This is a genomic window from Arthrobacter livingstonensis (assembly GCF_003219815.1).
GTDB classification, from domain to species: domain Bacteria; phylum Actinomycetota; class Actinomycetes; order Actinomycetales; family Micrococcaceae; genus Specibacter; species Specibacter livingstonensis.
This window is the reverse complement of the sequence record NZ_QJVD01000014.1, coordinates 18,071-31,488: the sequence shown is the minus strand read 5'-3', so window position 1 is coordinate 31,488 and position 13,418 is coordinate 18,071. Positions and strand designations below refer to the sequence as shown.

The following is a 13,418-nucleotide window of genomic DNA, read 5'->3' as shown; positions in this document are numbered from 1 at the left end:
ACGCACAGTTGTAAGGGGTTACTGCTCCTGCATCGGTATGCGGACGCCGCGCTCGGCGGCCACGTCGATGGCCCGCTCGTAGCCGGCGTCGGCATGGCGGATGACGCCCATGCCGGGGTCGTTGGTGAGCAGCCGGGCAAGCTTCTCGGCGGCCAGTGGCGTGCCGTCGGCCACGGAGACCTGGCCGGCGTGGATGGATCGGCCGATGCCGACGCCCCCGCCATGATGAATCGAGACCCAGGTGGCGCCGGAGGCCGTGTTCAGCATGGCGTTCAGCAGCGGCCAGTCGGCAATGGCGTCCGAGCCGTCCTTCATGGCCTCGGTCTCGCGGTACGGGGATGCCACGGAGCCGGAGTCCAGGTGGTCGCGGCCAATGACGATCGGCGCCTTGACCTTGCCGTCAGCCACGAGCTGGTTGAACAGCACCCCGGCCTTGGCGCGTTCGCCGTAGCCGAGCCAGCAGATGCGTGCCGGCAGGCCCTCGAACTCAACGTGCTCCGCCGCGGCGTCGAGCCACCGGTGCAGATGGGTGTTCTCGGGGAACAGCTCCTTCAGCGCCTCGTCGGTGACGCGGATGTCCTCCGGGTCCCCGGAGAGCGCAACCCAACGGAACGGCCCCATGCCCTCGCAGAACAGCGGGCGGATGTAGGCCGGGACAAACCCGGGGAAGTCAAAGGCGCGGTTGTAGCCGCCCTTGCGGGCCTCGTCGCGGATGGAGTTGCCGTAGTCAAAGACCTCGGCGCCGGCGTCCTGGAATTCCACCATGGCCTGCACGTGGCGGGCCATCGCATTCTGGGACTTCTTCGTGAAGCCGTCCGGGTCGGCCTCGGACTCGGCGGTCCACTCCTCCACGGAGTACTCGGTCGGCAGGTAGGAGAGCGGGTCGTGCGCGCTGGTCTGGTCGGTGACAATGTCCACGGTGAACTCGCCGACCTGGTGGCGGCGCAGGATCTCGGGGAAGATCTCGGCGGCGTTGCCCACCACACCCACTGACAGCGGCGTCTTCGCAGCTTTCGCCGACAGCACGCGCTCAAGGGCGGCATCCAAGGAAGGTGCCAGCTCGTCCAGGTAGCGCTTGCCCACGCGTCGCTCCAGGCGCTCAGCGGACACGTCCACGATCAGGCACACCCCGCCGTTGAGCGTGACGGCGAGCGGCTGGGCGCCGCCCATGCCGCCGCAGCCGCCGGTCAGGGTCAGCGTGCCGGCCAGGGTGCCGCCGAAGCGCTTCTCCCCAATGGCGGCGAACGTCTCAAAAGTGCCCTGCAGGATGCCCTGCGTGCCGATGTAGATCCAGGACCCGGCCGTCATCTGGCCGTACATCATCAGGCCCTCGGCCTCGAGCTTGCGGAATTCCGGCCAGGTGGCCCAGTCCCCCACCAGGTTGGAGTTGGCCAGCAGCACGCGCGGGGCCCACTTGTTGGTGCGGAACACGCCCACGGGCTTGCCGGACTGGACCAGGAGCGTCTCGTCATCCTCAAGGGTCTTGAGCGTGGCCACGATCGCGTCGTAGGCCTCCCAGGAGCGGGCGGCGCGGCCGGTGCCGCCGTAGACCACCAGGTCCTCGGGGCGCTCGGCCACCTCGGGGTCCAGGTTGTTCATGAGCATGCGCATGGGCGCCTCGGTCTGCCAGGACTTGGCGGAGAGTTCGGTGCCGCGGGCCGCGCGGATGGTGCGGGAGGGGTCATGCATCGTTGCCATGATGTTTTCCTTTTTTGTCATTTCAAAAAGTCCGGTGGGAATTCCTTTAGTTCCATCCAACCCCGGGGGGTCCCGCAATCCTAGGCCCCAGACTTCGCGTGTGTCTGTGATCCAAGACAATCTGGACTTCACTGGGAATGTCCGACGGCGGGCCCCCCTCCGCGACCGGCCGGCCAGGGCGCGGGCAGACCCGGCAAGCGCCGAGCTTTCCGTTGCTTGGATTAAATGCCATGAGCCCCTCCCAACCGGGATGGGCTCATGGCATAGGGAGCAATTTTAGTTGCTGTCCTGCTGGTAAACGTCGGGGATGCCATCTTGATCGGAATCGACCGACTCTTCGAGCTGGACTGTCTTGTAGTAACGGTTTCGAGACGTCAACACGGCTGTGGCCAGCAGCGCCGCCAGGACTGACGCGGCAAGAATGCCGATTTTGGCATGGTCGTCATGGGGGCTGCCTTGCCCGAAGCTCAACTCAGCCACCAGGAGCGAGACCGTGAAGCCGATCCCGGCCAGCAGGGATACACCAAAGAGGTCAATCCACTTTATTGAGCTGTCCAGGGATGCCTTGGTGGTTTTGTTCACCAGCCATGTGGTGCCGATGATCCCCGCGGGCTTGCCCAAAACCAACGCAATGACAATGCCAATGGCTACCGGGTCTGTGACAGCGGAGACCAGCCCGTCCCAACCACCAATGGCAACACCGGCGGAGAAGAACGCAAAGAGCGGCACCGCAACACCGGCTGAAATGGGCCGGAAACGGTGCTCGAATATTTCCGACAGGCCCGGGCCGGTGCCAGGACCGCCGCTGGCTTGGGAGCGGATCACCGGGATGGCGAATCCAAGCAGGACGCCAGCTACCGTTGCATGGATCCCGGAGGCGTGAACCAGGGCCCAGGTGGCAATGCCCAAGGGGAGCAAAATCGCCCATGCCGCCCAGGCCCGGCTTCCGAAGAATCGACGGTATTTTTGCGCCATAAAAGTGTAGAGAGCCAGTGGGATAAGGGCAAGCAAAAGGGGCCCGAGCTGGATCTCGTCGGTGTAGAAGACGGCGATGATACTAATGGCCAACAGGTCATCGACAACTGCCAAGGTCAGCAGGAAGATCCTCAGGGCACTGGGCAGATGCGATCCAATAATAGCCAAAACTGCCACGGCGAAGGCGATGTCAGTTGCCGTGGGGATGGCCCAACCACGCAGCGTCTCCGGGCTGGTCAAGTTCACCACGGCGTAAATGAGCGCCGGAATCACCACACCGCCGACAGCAGCTGAGACCGGCACAATTGATTTGCTGAACTGACGAAGGTCACCGGCTACGAACTCGCGTTTAAGTTCCAGACCGACCAGGAAGAAGAAGACGGCCAGCAGGCCATCCGCCGCCCATGTGCCCAAGCTAAGCTCAAGATGCCAGGGCTCGTAGCCGATTTTGAAATCGCGCAGGGCGAAGTAGCTCTCGGATACTGGCGAGTTGGCCCAAATAATGGCGATGACGGCCGCTGCGACCAGCAGCATGCCGCCCACGGTTTCTTTCCGCAGGATCGTTCCGATTCGCAGCGCTTCGGAATAACTGCCCCGTCCTAAGACGGTACGAGATTTTGGCGTGGAGGGTTCTTGCTTCATACAGGATTCCTTTGAGGGCTCGACAAAATTATGCCGACCAGACTTCCCGACTCACCTTCAACGACTTTACCGCCCTCCGGTCAGCCATTTCGACCAAAGTCACCTCATGTCAGTCTCGGAATGGCAGATGGACTCGTCAGGTCCACCAGTGGATCGCGGCTAGACGGTTCGCTTCTGTGGATAACGTCTCACAAGATTCATTCCGGCAACGACAGGAGGTACTCGCGCAGGCCGGGGATGGCGAAGCGGACCACGCCGTGTCCGGCCGCCGCAACAATCCCGGCGTCCATGAGCCGCGCCCGCTGGTTGCCGGCAGTGGAGGCACTTGCTTCCATGCGGAAGGCAATGTCCCGGGTCGCCGAATCGCCCTCGTCAAGGGCCATGGCCTTGAGGAAGTCCATGTCCCGTCCGGACGCCGTCGAGAGTGCTGCCTGGATGACAACGCGGCTGTTTCGCTTCTGTGCATGGTGGATGTACGACCGGTCGGAAACGGCATTTCCGAATTGCGGATTGACTACGGCCCGGGATACCGGGTTTATTATCTACAAGACGGCCCGCGGCTGGTCCCATTGCTCTGTGGAGGAAACAAATCAAACCCGAGTGATGACATCAAGGAAGCTCGCCGAATCGCCAAGGACTGGAAGAACGATGACCAACACGACTGAAAAATTCAGCCCATACGACAGTTCCGATTATCTGTCTGACTTCGGGGATGCCGCCGAGTACCTGGCGGCCACCCTGGAACACGGCGACGACCCCGCACTTGTCGCGCAGGCCCTCGGCACAATCGCTCGCGCTGGAAACCTCAGCGAGTTGGCTCGACGCGTCGGAATGAGCCGGGAGGGGCTCTACAAGGCACTTTCGGTCAACGGCAATCCGAGCTTCGCCACCATCGTCAAGGTAACAAAGGCCCTCGGTCTGAGGCTTCATTTCGATTCTGCCGCCTGAGCAGGCCCCTTACGTGAACGCGGCTATCCCGGTGATCGCCCGTCCGGCCACGAGGGTGTTGATCTCGTAGGTGCCCTCGTAGGTGTAGATGGCCTCGGCGTCGCAGAAGATCTTCGCCATCTCATAGTCCACCGAGATTCCGTTGCCGCCCAGGATGGACCGGCCCAGCGCCACGGTTTCGCGCATGCACTTGGTCACGAACGCCTTCGCCAGGGCGGAGTGTTCGTTGCGCGTGGTGCCCGCATCCTCCATCTGCGCCAGCCGCACCATCATGCCCATGGACGCCTGGGCGTTGGAAAGCATGGTGACCAGCTGTTCCTGGATGAGCTGAAAGCTGGCAATGGGCTTGCCGAACTGGTGGCGCTCCACGGCGTACCTGCGCGCCACGTCGAACGCGGCCAGCTGCAGCCCCACGGCCTGCCAGCCCACCGTTGCCCGGGTGGTCTTGAGCACCTTGTTCGTGTCGCGGAAACTGTTGGCGCCAGCCAGCTTGTTAAAGGCGGGTACGACGACGTCCTTCAGGACAATGTCCGCGTTCTGGACCGCGCGCAGCGCGATCCTGTTCTCAATCAGGGTCGCCGTGAACCCGGCCGTGGCGGTGTCCACCAGGAAGCCCTTGACCTGGCCGTCGGCAACGTCCTTCGCCCACACCAGCACGTAGTCGGAGAAGGTGGAGTTGCCAATCCAGCGCTTCTCTCCGTTGAGGACCCAGGAATCCCCGGAACGCACGGCCGTAGTCTGGGTGCCCCCGGCCACGTCCGAGCCCGCCAGCGGCTCGGTGATCGCAAACACGCCCGTTTTCCGAAGCGAGTAGATGTCCGGCAGCCACGCGGCCTTTTGCTCCTCGGAGGCCAGCAGTTCGATGGAGCCTGTGAACAGGCCGTCGTGGCCGCTGAAGAAGGTGCCGAAGGAGGCGTCCACGCGGTGGATGGCGGCGGTGACCATGCCGGCGAACAGATGAGAGCGGCCCTGCCGGCGCACCGGGCTGATCATGTCCAGCTCCGCAACGCGGGGGATCAGGTGGACGGGGAATTCGCTGCGGTTCCAAAAGTCCCGGGAGATGGGCCGCACCTCGGCCTCCATCCAGTCGCGGATTTCGTTCAGGCGGGCCAGCTCGTCGGCGGGCAGCAGGCTTTCAAAGAAGAAGAAGTCGCCGTCCACATACGGCAGGGCGGCGGTGGGGTCGCTCATGGGAAATTTCCTCCAAAGGAGTGGGAAGGGGGTGTCCCTCGAACATAGCCGCAGCCCGCACCCACAATGGGCCAGATCACAGAAATTGCCACTTTGTCTGTGATCACAGACCAGATTCGTGAACCGCGTCACGGAGGGAAGCTCCAAGCATGCTCAGATGGATAACCAAAGCAGTGCAACGCAAGATTCCATCGGAGGAACCACATGTCACGGATTCAAACAGTAAAGAAGTCAGGGCCGGTGATTGAACGCCGCTCCATCGACTTTGTGCCGCACGCCGAACGCCACGGCCGGCCATTTGGCCAGTTCACCCTGTGGTTCGGCGCCAACATGCAGATCACCGCCATCGTCACCGGCGCCCTCGCCGTGATCTTTGGCTCCGACGCCTTCTGGGGCATCATCGGGCTGTTCATCGGCAACCTCCTCGGCGGCACGGTCATGGCCCTGCACGCAGCCCAGGGGCCCAAGCTCGGCATGCCGCAGATGATCTCCAGCCGCGCGCAGTTCGGCGTGTTTGGCGCCGTCATCCCGCTGGTCCTGGTGATTGTCATGTACCTGGGCTTCGCGGCCACCGGCGCCGTGCTGGCCGGCCAGGCCGTGGAGCAGATCGTCCCCACGGGCCACCCGGCCCTGGGCGTGATCATCTTCGGCATTCTGACCGTTTTGGTGGCCACCCTGGGCTACAAGTACATCCACCTGCTGGGCCGCATCTCCACCATTGTGGGCATCCTCGGCTTCAGCTACCTGGCCATCCAGCTGTTCCTCAAGCACGACGTCGGCGCCGTCCTCGGGGTGGGCGGCTTCGCCTTCCCGACGTTCCTCCTGGCCATCTCGCTCAGCGCCGGCTGGCAGCTGACGTACGGCCCGTACGTGGCGGACTACTCCCGCTACCTGCCCGCCAACACCCCGGCCCGCAGAACGTTCATTTCCTGCTTCTCGGGCTCCGTGCTGGGCTCGCAGTGGTCCATGACGCTCGGTGCGCTGTTTGCCGCCATCGCCATGCCCAAGGGCCACGAGTTCCTGGACGGGCAGGTCGCCTTTGTGGGCGAACTGGCCGGCGGCGGCGCCATCGCCGTGCTGATGTACATCGTGATTGTGGTGGGCAAGCTGACCGTGAACACCCTCAACGCCTACGGCGGCTACATGACCATCCTGACCTCCGTGAGCGCCTTTACCCGCCAGCTGCGGTTCGCCCCGTGGGTCCGCTTTGCCTACGTCATCGGCTTCATCACCGTCTCGGTCATCATCGCCATCTTCGCCTCGGACGACTTTGTCTCCAACTTCAAGAACTTTGTGCTCCTGCTGCTGATGGTCTTCATCCCGTGGAGCTCCATCAACCTGGTGGACTTCTACCTGACCTCAAAGGAAAAGGTGGACGTCCCGGCGCTGTACGACCCCAAGGGCCGCTACGGCGCGTGGAACGTCCCGGCGCTGCTCACCTATGCGCTGGGCATCGTGGTGCAGATCCCGTTCCTGGCCCAGACCATGTACACCGGTCCCATGACCGAGGTGCTCGGCGGGGCGGACATCTCCTGGCTGGTCGGCCTGGTGGTCACCGCTGTGGTCTACTACCCCGTGGCCAAGCGCTTCAGCCACCCGCCGGCGGAGATGGTCTACCCGGAGGACCTGGACGCCGCACCGGTGGCCAGCGCCGTCTCCCCCACCGTCTGACGGCCCGCCCCGCCTGCCCCAGGAGTTCCCCGTGACCATGCACGACGCCGGCACCCTCGCCCCGGCACGCCCCTCACCTGCCACCCGGCCCGCGCCCCGTGAGCTGGTGGCGTCGCTGCCGGTGTACTCCAAGGCCGGCGGGACGGTCCCGCCCAGGTGGCGGGCGTCGTCGAACGAGTCCTTCCTGCCGCCATCGGCGGCGGTGCTGGCGGCCATCGACGCGGCGGCCCGGCGCTGCCAGCAATACCCCACGCTGCAGGGCGATCCGCTCGTCGCGGCGCTCAGCCGCGGCCTGGGGGTGGACGAGGGGCAGATCGTGGCCGGGGCCGGCTCCCTGGCCGTGCTCCAGCAGCTCCTGACGGCGTTCACGGGTCCGGGCACCGAGGTGGTCTTTGCCTGGCGCAGCTACGAGGCGTACCCCATCCTGGTGCGCCTGGCCGGGGCCCGCGACGTCCAGGTGCCGCTGGCGCCCGGACACCGCCACGACCTCGCAGCCATGGCCGGCGCCGTCACGGACGCCACGGCCGCCGTGATCCTGTGCAGCCCCAACAACCCCACGGGCACCGTCCTCACGGAGGCCGAGGTGGAGGGCATCCTGGCCCGCATCCCCGCCCACGTGCTCGTGGTCCTGGACCAGGCCTACCTCGAATTCACGGACGGCGCCGGTTCCTCCTCCGCGCACAGCCTCGCGCTCCTGGAGGCACACTCCAACCTGGTCATCCTGCGCACCTTTTCAAAGGCCTATGGCCTGGCCGGACTGCGGGCCGGCTACCTGGTGGCCCACCCGGAGATTGCCGCCGCCGTCCGCGCAGCGTCCCCGCCGTTCGGCCTGAATGCCATTGCCGAGGCGGCCGCCGTCGCCGCTCTGGCGGACACCGGCGCGCTGGGGAGGAATCTCGCCACGGTGGTTGAGGGGCGCACTTCCTTTCACGCCGCGCTCGCTTCCCGCGGGCTGGAGCTGCCCGCCAGCGGCGCCAACTTCCTGTGGCTGCCGGTGGGCCAAGGCGCCGCGTCCCTCGAGGCGGCCTGCCTGGCAGAGGGCGTCAGTGTGCGCAGCTTTGCCGGCGAGGGCGTGCGCGTCACCGTCGGCTCCCGGGATGCCGAGGCCGCCGTGCTCCGCGGCGTGGACGCGTGGCTGGCAGGCGGCGGCAAGATCTGACGGTGTGGGAGGCTTCCGGTTAGCTTGGACGTTTGCGATAGTGCCCGCGCACTGTCTTGCCTCCGCGCGAGTGTTCAGGGATCCAGATCTCACCTCGGGAAGGGCGCGCCGGATGTGCCGGGCCAGTACCGCCAGCCAGGTCAATAACAAGCGGCGCCGAAGGCAATGACTTGGCGCGTTGTGCGTTGTGGCCTTCAAAGCCACGCCCCATGTATGCCAGCAGGTCAGGCCCAAGACCCAAGCTGAGCGCTTCTTCACGCCAGTGCGAAACAGCCTCGGCAACGTGCCCCAGTCTCCCGATCGCCTGATCCCTTGTCAGTCTGAAGACTTCGATGTACGCGAGCAGGTCGAGGACGTCCCTGTCGTACAGGCTGCCGCCAGGCACCAAGGGCGTTTCCGACGCACCGGACGGCACGGGATTCGCATCGAACGACGGCGACAGCCTCCACCCGTTGCCGTGGCGCAGCAGTCCGTGGTTGCGAATGTGGTCATCGTTGTTGTTGGCCATCGCGATGGAGGCGGCACGGCTGAACATTTCGTTGGCGTCCTGGACTGCCCCGAACAGCGTCCGGCCCAGGGTGGGGTGTTGGGGGCCGCGTATGAGCGGCAACTCCGGGGAGAGCTCGAACGGCCCGGTATCAGACAGCCAAATATCGGTATACGAAAAGGACACATGTTCGATCGGCGCGAGCTCATCGGTCTCGATCGCCGGATGGCCCGTGAGATGTTGGCCCTTTCGGCAACAAGCCGACCAGAGACTTTAGCTTCCATTCAGAATTCGGCACCCTGGCGGTCCCCGGCAATCAGGCGGCGAGCACCAATGCTGTCCAGACGGGCTAGGCCGTCTCGCCCACCACGCGGCCATTTTCGTAATTAGCGATCGGCAGGAACGGCGTGGACGCACGGCTATTGTCGTCGAAAGCAGCGCGGGTACCGAGGCCGAGTTTTTCACACACCTGGACCAGGTTACCGTCTTTGCGAAATGGGATCAGCAGCGCACCTCGATGCCCAAAGGCGCGCAGGTGTCAGAGAGCCAGTCCAGGTCCGGTCCAAGATCGAAGATTCTTCCAAAACCGGGATCTTGTGCAAGGTCGTGGCCGGAGACGCGATCTCCGAACAGGACGACGGCGTGGTCCGTGTTGCAGCGGGGGCTCATCCAAACAATGCCATCACAGCCGACGTCATGGGCCGCCTTGGCCCAGTGCACCGTCGCGGCGTAGTGGGCCGGGCTGGTGGAAGTGATTTCACCGTGGGTGGCCCTGATTTGCCGCAGACCCATGCCCATGAAAGACGCCAGCGTCAGATCGCGCCTCGGGGTGATCCGGGCCATAACCTTGTCGCGGTATTGGGACGGAACCAATGTACCGCCGGTCGCTGGAATGTCGTGGAGAATGCTTTCGGAAAGTGCTGCCTCCTCGGTTGCCGCCGCATAGAGGACTGGAACGGTCGTGCCCTCCGCGTCGGGAAAGAATGCGAAGCGCGTCCTGGGGCCAATACCCGGGTTGAACTCAGTTGCGGTCCGTCCGGAGCGCCCGCTGAACACGCGAAAAAGGGCCGTCCCGGCAGTCATCACGAAGATTGCGGGGTCAAAGTCGCCCTTGGGCCCGGCAACACTCACCAGTCGACCGCGAACCCGGCGTCAAATGCATCAAGCAGCAATTCCCGGTCACCCAAGCGGTCCACCGGCCGAAGACCGTCAAGGGCGGCGCTTGGGCTGCAAAACCACTGTGCCAAGGATTCGTCGTCGACGTTTAGATGACGCGCTGCAGCAAGGACGTCGATTACTGTCGGGTGGACCTTGCCGAGACCGTCGAACTGAAACCCGGGGTAGACGATTGCGTTTCGCCGGCGAATGCCAAGGAGCTTTCCCTGACGCCGACGCTCACGGGCTAGGCTGGTGCCCGACAGCGAGCCCTCTCTCTCCGCAAATTGGTGACCCGTTTCAAAGCCGAACTCGGCTTCCATTGACCGCCAAGCATTCTCGGTCGCCTGGACCCCACGGGCCAACTGGGGGCTTGCGGGGGTTTTCACCGAAGCGACTGCGACCCCAAGGGCGGTAATGGACTCATGCAGAGTTTTTTGGAGGACCTCCAACTCGTGAACGGTTGCACCTGAGTGTGACGTAATTGACATCGAATTGACTACCCTCCTACGTTATCTACAGAATCATTCTAGCTGTCTAAACCGTCGATAGATAGGGGGCGACGCCGCCGGGCCCTAGACGATCTCAATGTAGGGTCACTAACACATTCACGTCGCGGCCGCATGGGTGGCTTTGCTGCGCTAAAACCGTCCCGGGCTGCCGACCCTATGCGATGACGTTGATTTCGTAGCCAATCAATTTTGCGGCGGCCGATATGCGCGCAACCAGCCCCGGATGATTGAGCGGCAGCGAGGATTCGGGGGCGACGGGAAATGCTCCGTCGGTCCAAAGTGAGACTACATCGCGTCCCCCAATGACGGCCGATCTGGCGACAAGGCCGTCCAACTCCGGCCAGGCCTCGTGAATCGGCGCCGCCCAGGCACTGGTCCTGTCCTTGCTGCCGGACACAATCCGCGCGCTGGCGCCGGTGCGAAGCAGCCATGGCGTCTCAAGGTCGGCCAGCAGCAGGTCGCGGGGCAATGAAATGGCCGTGGCATAGGGGACGTTCCGGCTGGTGTCGATAAAACGGGTGTCCTGAAAAACCTCGGCCAGACAGGTAGGGACATCGAACCCCAGATAGGCAACGCCCAGCGGAGCATGGTCCGAAAGCGGCAGCGGGTGTGGTTCCCAGCGGACACCGGGAACGGGACCCCACGTCCTGAGCGAGTTCCACGGCGTTGGATGCGGGGCCCGGGTGAGATGAACCCGCCAGAGGACGGTTCCGGAGGGAATTGTGCGTGTGTCGCATTGGCCGCCCGAGCGGAGAACAGCTATGGAAGGTGGATTTTGGTTCCCCAACTAATAACCAGCCCCAACATATTCCGCAAGCCGGACAACGGCCGCGGCACTTCCACCGGTCATGAGCCATTCCCGGGGCGAAGTCGGCTGTCCATTCCGGCTCAGATCCGGCGTGGGGGTCTTGAAGAAGCCTTCCACCGCCCTGGGGTGCAGGTCAGCCGGCATGACCGCGAGCACTGCGGCCAGGGACGGCAGCGCTGCAGCCAGGCCGTCGGTGAACTGCCAAGTGGGGAAAAAGACGTTCCGCCCTCTTTTATGGGAGTAGAGCGAACCGTCGGTTCGATAATGCCGGACAGTCGCTGCTGCCACTTCCAGGTTGGCGGCCACATCAGCAGCCGTTAGGGATGCGGCGGCGCTCGAAACCACGTCAACAACATTGACGAGGCTGCCTTTGCTGCCCACGCGGCCACCCGCAGGGATTCCAGCGTGCTCATCCCAGAAAGCTTGGTCCGCGTGGCTGAGAGCAGCCGTTTCCTGCGGTCGCCGTGCCTCCTGCAAGGCGTCAACGAGGTCGGTTTCCGTGAGCGGCGAGCCAACGGATTTCAGCCAGGCACCAACACTGGCGATTGGTGCCGCGTGGATCTGGGCAGTCACGGAAATCATCTCCTTTCCCACATTCTATCGTGTTGACAATGAATGTGGGAAGGGAGGGCCGCCAGGCGAGGCTACCCCGCCAGCACCTTGCCCGGGTTCAGGATGCCGCGGGGGTCCAGGGCATGCTTGATGGCCGCCATGGCCGGCAGGGCGGAGGCATGTTCCTTTGCCAGGGACGCCGTCTTGCCCAGGCCGATCCCGTGTTCGCCGGTTGACGTCCCGCCCATGGACAGCGCCCGGTCCACGAGCCGGCCGTTGATGGCGGCGGCCGCGGCCAGGGCGCCCTCATCCCCCGGCGGCAGGACAAAGGCCAGGTGAAAGTTGCCGTCCCCCACATGGCCCACGATCGGTGCCAGCACGCCGTGGGCGTCGGTGTCCGCCTTCGTCAGCGTGATGCATTCCGCCAGCCGGGAGATCGGCACACAGACGTCCGTTGACCAGGTACTGGAGCCGGGCACCAGCGCCGCGTAGGACGGCAGGGCGTCGTGCCGGGCCCGCCAGATGCGGCCAATCCGCTCCGGATCGTCCGCGTAGTCCCAGCCGGTCCCGCCGTGCCGCGCCGCGAGGCCGCGGACAGTGCCGCTTTGCTCCGCAACGGCGGACGGGGATCCCTCAAATTCAAAGATCAGCGTGGGCAGAACGGGCAGCCCCAGCCCGCTGTAGCGGTTGACCGCATCCACGGTGACGTCGTCGAGCAGTTCCACCCGTGAGATCGGGACGCCGGAGGTCAGCGTGGCCAGCACCACGGCGGTGCAGGCCTCCAGGGTGGGGAAGGAACAGATGGCCACGCCCGTCGCTTCGGGGATGCCGTAAACGCGCAGCGTCACTTCGGTCAGCACGCCCAGGGTTCCCTCGGCCCCGACAAAAAGGTGCGTCAGGTCGTAGCCCGCCGCCGACTTGCGAGCACGGCCGCCGGTTTTGATGACGGTGCCGTCGGCCAGCACCACCGTCAGACCCAGCACGTTCTCCTTCATGGTGCCGTAGCGGACGGCGGTTGTCCCGCTGGCCCCGGTGGAGGCCATGCCGCCGACGCTGGCGTCCACGCCGGGTCCCACCGGGAAGGTGAGCCCGTGGCCCGCCAGCGCGGCGTTGAGTGCGCTTTTCATGACGCCGGCCTGGACGGTGGCGTCGAGGTCGTCAGCGCCGATGCGCAGGATGTTGTCCAGGCCGGACAGGTCCAGGCAAATGGCGTCGGCGGTGCTGTTGGCGCCGCCTTCCAGGCCGGTGCCCGCCGCGATCGGCACGGCGGGAACGCCGTGGCGGTGGCAGATTGCCAGTGCGGTGGAGACGTCCCCGGTGCTGGTGCACCGCACCACGGCCGACGGCGGTTCCCACGGCAGGTGCGAACGGTCGTGCCCGCGTGACGCCCGGACGGCGGGGTCCGTGCTGACCTTGGCACCCAGGGCGGCCGCGAGATCCTCAAGGGCGGTGGCGGTGGCACTGGTCGGAAGGGCTGTCATGTCTCGGGGCGTCCTTGATCTCTTGGGGCGGCACGCTTGCCGCCGGCTGCTTTACGGCCACGCTACACACGGCGCGGGGCCGCGTGGGGCCAATCGCTGCGCAGTGGCTGGAATCTCAGTCCCCAGACGCTTTGTCTCG

The 13,418-nt window shown here is 65.0% G+C and carries 14 protein-coding genes; 4 read left to right on the top strand and 10 right to left on the bottom strand.

Annotation, left to right across the window (positions count from 1 at the left end):
- Positions 1-18: 18 nt before the first annotated feature.
- The 3 genes from hutU to CVV68_RS13365 form a co-directional block, all read right to left on the bottom strand.
- Positions 19-1,698, bottom strand: a complete 1,680-nt coding sequence (gene hutU / locus CVV68_RS13375; RefSeq protein WP_110501583.1) for a urocanate hydratase — start codon at positions 1,696-1,698, stop codon at positions 19-21.
- Between the two features lie 276 nt (positions 1,699-1,974).
- Positions 1,975-3,315, bottom strand: a complete 1,341-nt coding sequence (gene nhaA, locus CVV68_RS13370; RefSeq protein WP_110501513.1) for a Na+/H+ antiporter NhaA — start codon at positions 3,313-3,315, stop codon at positions 1,975-1,977.
- Between the two features lie 197 nt (positions 3,316-3,512).
- A complete protein-coding gene (locus CVV68_RS13365; protein ID WP_110501512.1) occupies positions 3,513-3,716 on the bottom strand; it encodes a DUF8462 domain-containing protein in 204 nt (67 codons plus the stop codon).
- Between the two features lie 63 nt (positions 3,717-3,779).
- Here CVV68_RS13365 and CVV68_RS13360 point away from each other — a divergent pair, with 63 nt between their 5' ends.
- On the top strand, positions 3,780-3,980 hold the full coding sequence (locus CVV68_RS13360; RefSeq protein ID WP_110501511.1) for a type II toxin-antitoxin system RelE/ParE family toxin: 201 nt from the start codon (positions 3,780-3,782) through the stop codon (positions 3,978-3,980).
- The gene (locus CVV68_RS13355) at positions 3,919-4,263 is read left to right on the top strand and encodes an addiction module antidote protein (RefSeq protein WP_306415695.1); all 345 of its coding nucleotides are present in this window, start codon (positions 3,919-3,921) and stop codon (positions 4,261-4,263) included. The genes CVV68_RS13360 and CVV68_RS13355 overlap by 62 nt, the downstream gene beginning before the upstream one ends.
- A 9-nt stretch (positions 4,264-4,272) precedes the next feature.
- Here CVV68_RS13355 and CVV68_RS13350 read toward each other — a convergent pair whose 3' ends face one another.
- Positions 4,273-5,454, bottom strand: a complete 1,182-nt coding sequence (locus CVV68_RS13350; protein WP_110501509.1) for an acyl-CoA dehydrogenase family protein — start codon at positions 5,452-5,454, stop codon at positions 4,273-4,275.
- Between the two features lie 204 nt (positions 5,455-5,658).
- Here CVV68_RS13350 and CVV68_RS13345 point away from each other — a divergent pair, with 204 nt between their 5' ends.
- Together CVV68_RS13345 and CVV68_RS13340 are read left to right on the top strand one after the other, a co-directional pair.
- Positions 5,659-7,125 carry a purine-cytosine permease family protein gene (locus tag CVV68_RS13345; RefSeq protein ID WP_110501508.1) on the top strand — a complete coding sequence of 489 codons (1,467 nt, stop codon included), beginning with the start codon at positions 5,659-5,661 and terminating at the stop codon, positions 7,123-7,125.
- A gap of 37 nt (positions 7,126-7,162) precedes the next feature.
- Positions 7,163-8,284: a histidinol-phosphate transaminase gene (locus CVV68_RS13340; protein ID WP_110501582.1), complete on the top strand. Its 1,122-nt coding sequence runs from the start codon at positions 7,163-7,165 to the stop codon at positions 8,282-8,284.
- Positions 8,285-8,303: 19 nt separating this feature from the next.
- Here the strand turns inward: CVV68_RS13340 and CVV68_RS13335 are convergent, their stop codons facing one another.
- The 6 genes from CVV68_RS13335 to CVV68_RS13310 all read right to left on the bottom strand — a co-directional run bounded on the left by CVV68_RS13335 (position 8,304) and on the right by CVV68_RS13310 (position 13,279).
- Positions 8,304-8,957, bottom strand: a complete 654-nt coding sequence (locus CVV68_RS13335) for a HipA domain-containing protein (RefSeq protein ID WP_110501507.1) — start codon at positions 8,955-8,957, stop codon at positions 8,304-8,306.
- Between the two features lie 315 nt (positions 8,958-9,272).
- Positions 9,273-9,902: an RES family NAD+ phosphorylase gene (locus CVV68_RS13330; protein WP_110501506.1), complete on the bottom strand. Its 630-nt coding sequence runs from the start codon at positions 9,900-9,902 to the stop codon at positions 9,273-9,275.
- On the bottom strand, positions 9,899-10,249 hold the full coding sequence (locus tag CVV68_RS13325) for an antitoxin Xre/MbcA/ParS toxin-binding domain-containing protein (RefSeq protein WP_170133170.1): 351 nt from the start codon (positions 10,247-10,249) through the stop codon (positions 9,899-9,901). Before CVV68_RS13325 ends, CVV68_RS13330 begins: the two co-directional genes overlap by 4 nt.
- A 343-nt stretch (positions 10,250-10,592) precedes the next feature.
- Positions 10,593-11,225, bottom strand: a complete 633-nt coding sequence (locus tag CVV68_RS13320; RefSeq protein ID WP_110501504.1) for an RES family NAD+ phosphorylase — start codon at positions 11,223-11,225, stop codon at positions 10,593-10,595.
- Positions 11,226-11,819 (bottom strand): hypothetical protein, encoded by a 594-nt coding sequence (locus tag CVV68_RS13315; protein ID WP_146238896.1) that lies wholly within the window; start codon positions 11,817-11,819, stop codon positions 11,226-11,228. It abuts the gene before it with no gap.
- A gap of 71 nt (positions 11,820-11,890) precedes the next feature.
- The gene (locus CVV68_RS13310) at positions 11,891-13,279 is read right to left on the bottom strand and encodes an FAD-binding oxidoreductase (RefSeq protein WP_110501502.1); all 1,389 of its coding nucleotides are present in this window, start codon (positions 13,277-13,279) and stop codon (positions 11,891-11,893) included.
- Positions 13,280-13,418: the final 139 nt, after the last annotated feature.

Coding starts and splice junctions, on each gene's coding strand:
- CVV68_RS13365 (WP_110501512.1), bottom strand. CDS start 3,716: ATGGACTTCCTCAAGGCCATGGCCCTTGACGAGGGCGATTCGGCGACC.
- CVV68_RS13345 (WP_110501508.1), top strand. CDS start 5,659: ATGTCACGGATTCAAACAGTAAAGAAGTCAGGGCCGGTGATTGAACGC.
- CVV68_RS13360 (WP_110501511.1), top strand. CDS start 3,780: ATGGTGGATGTACGACCGGTCGGAAACGGCATTTCCGAATTGCGGATT.
- hutU (WP_110501583.1), bottom strand. CDS start 1,698: ATGGCAACGATGCATGACCCCTCCCGCACCATCCGCGCGGCCCGCGGC.
- CVV68_RS13355 (WP_306415695.1), top strand. CDS start 3,919: ATGACATCAAGGAAGCTCGCCGAATCGCCAAGGACTGGAAGAACGATG.
- nhaA (WP_110501513.1), bottom strand. CDS start 3,315: ATGAAGCAAGAACCCTCCACGCCAAAATCTCGTACCGTCTTAGGACGG.
- CVV68_RS13310 (WP_110501502.1), bottom strand. CDS start 13,279: ATGACAGCCCTTCCGACCAGTGCCACCGCCACCGCCCTTGAGGATCTC.
- CVV68_RS13340 (WP_110501582.1), top strand. CDS start 7,163: ATGCACGACGCCGGCACCCTCGCCCCGGCACGCCCCTCACCTGCCACC.
- CVV68_RS13325 (WP_170133170.1), bottom strand. CDS start 10,249: ATGGAAGCCGAGTTCGGCTTTGAAACGGGTCACCAATTTGCGGAGAGA.
- CVV68_RS13350 (WP_110501509.1), bottom strand. CDS start 5,454: ATGAGCGACCCCACCGCCGCCCTGCCGTATGTGGACGGCGACTTCTTC.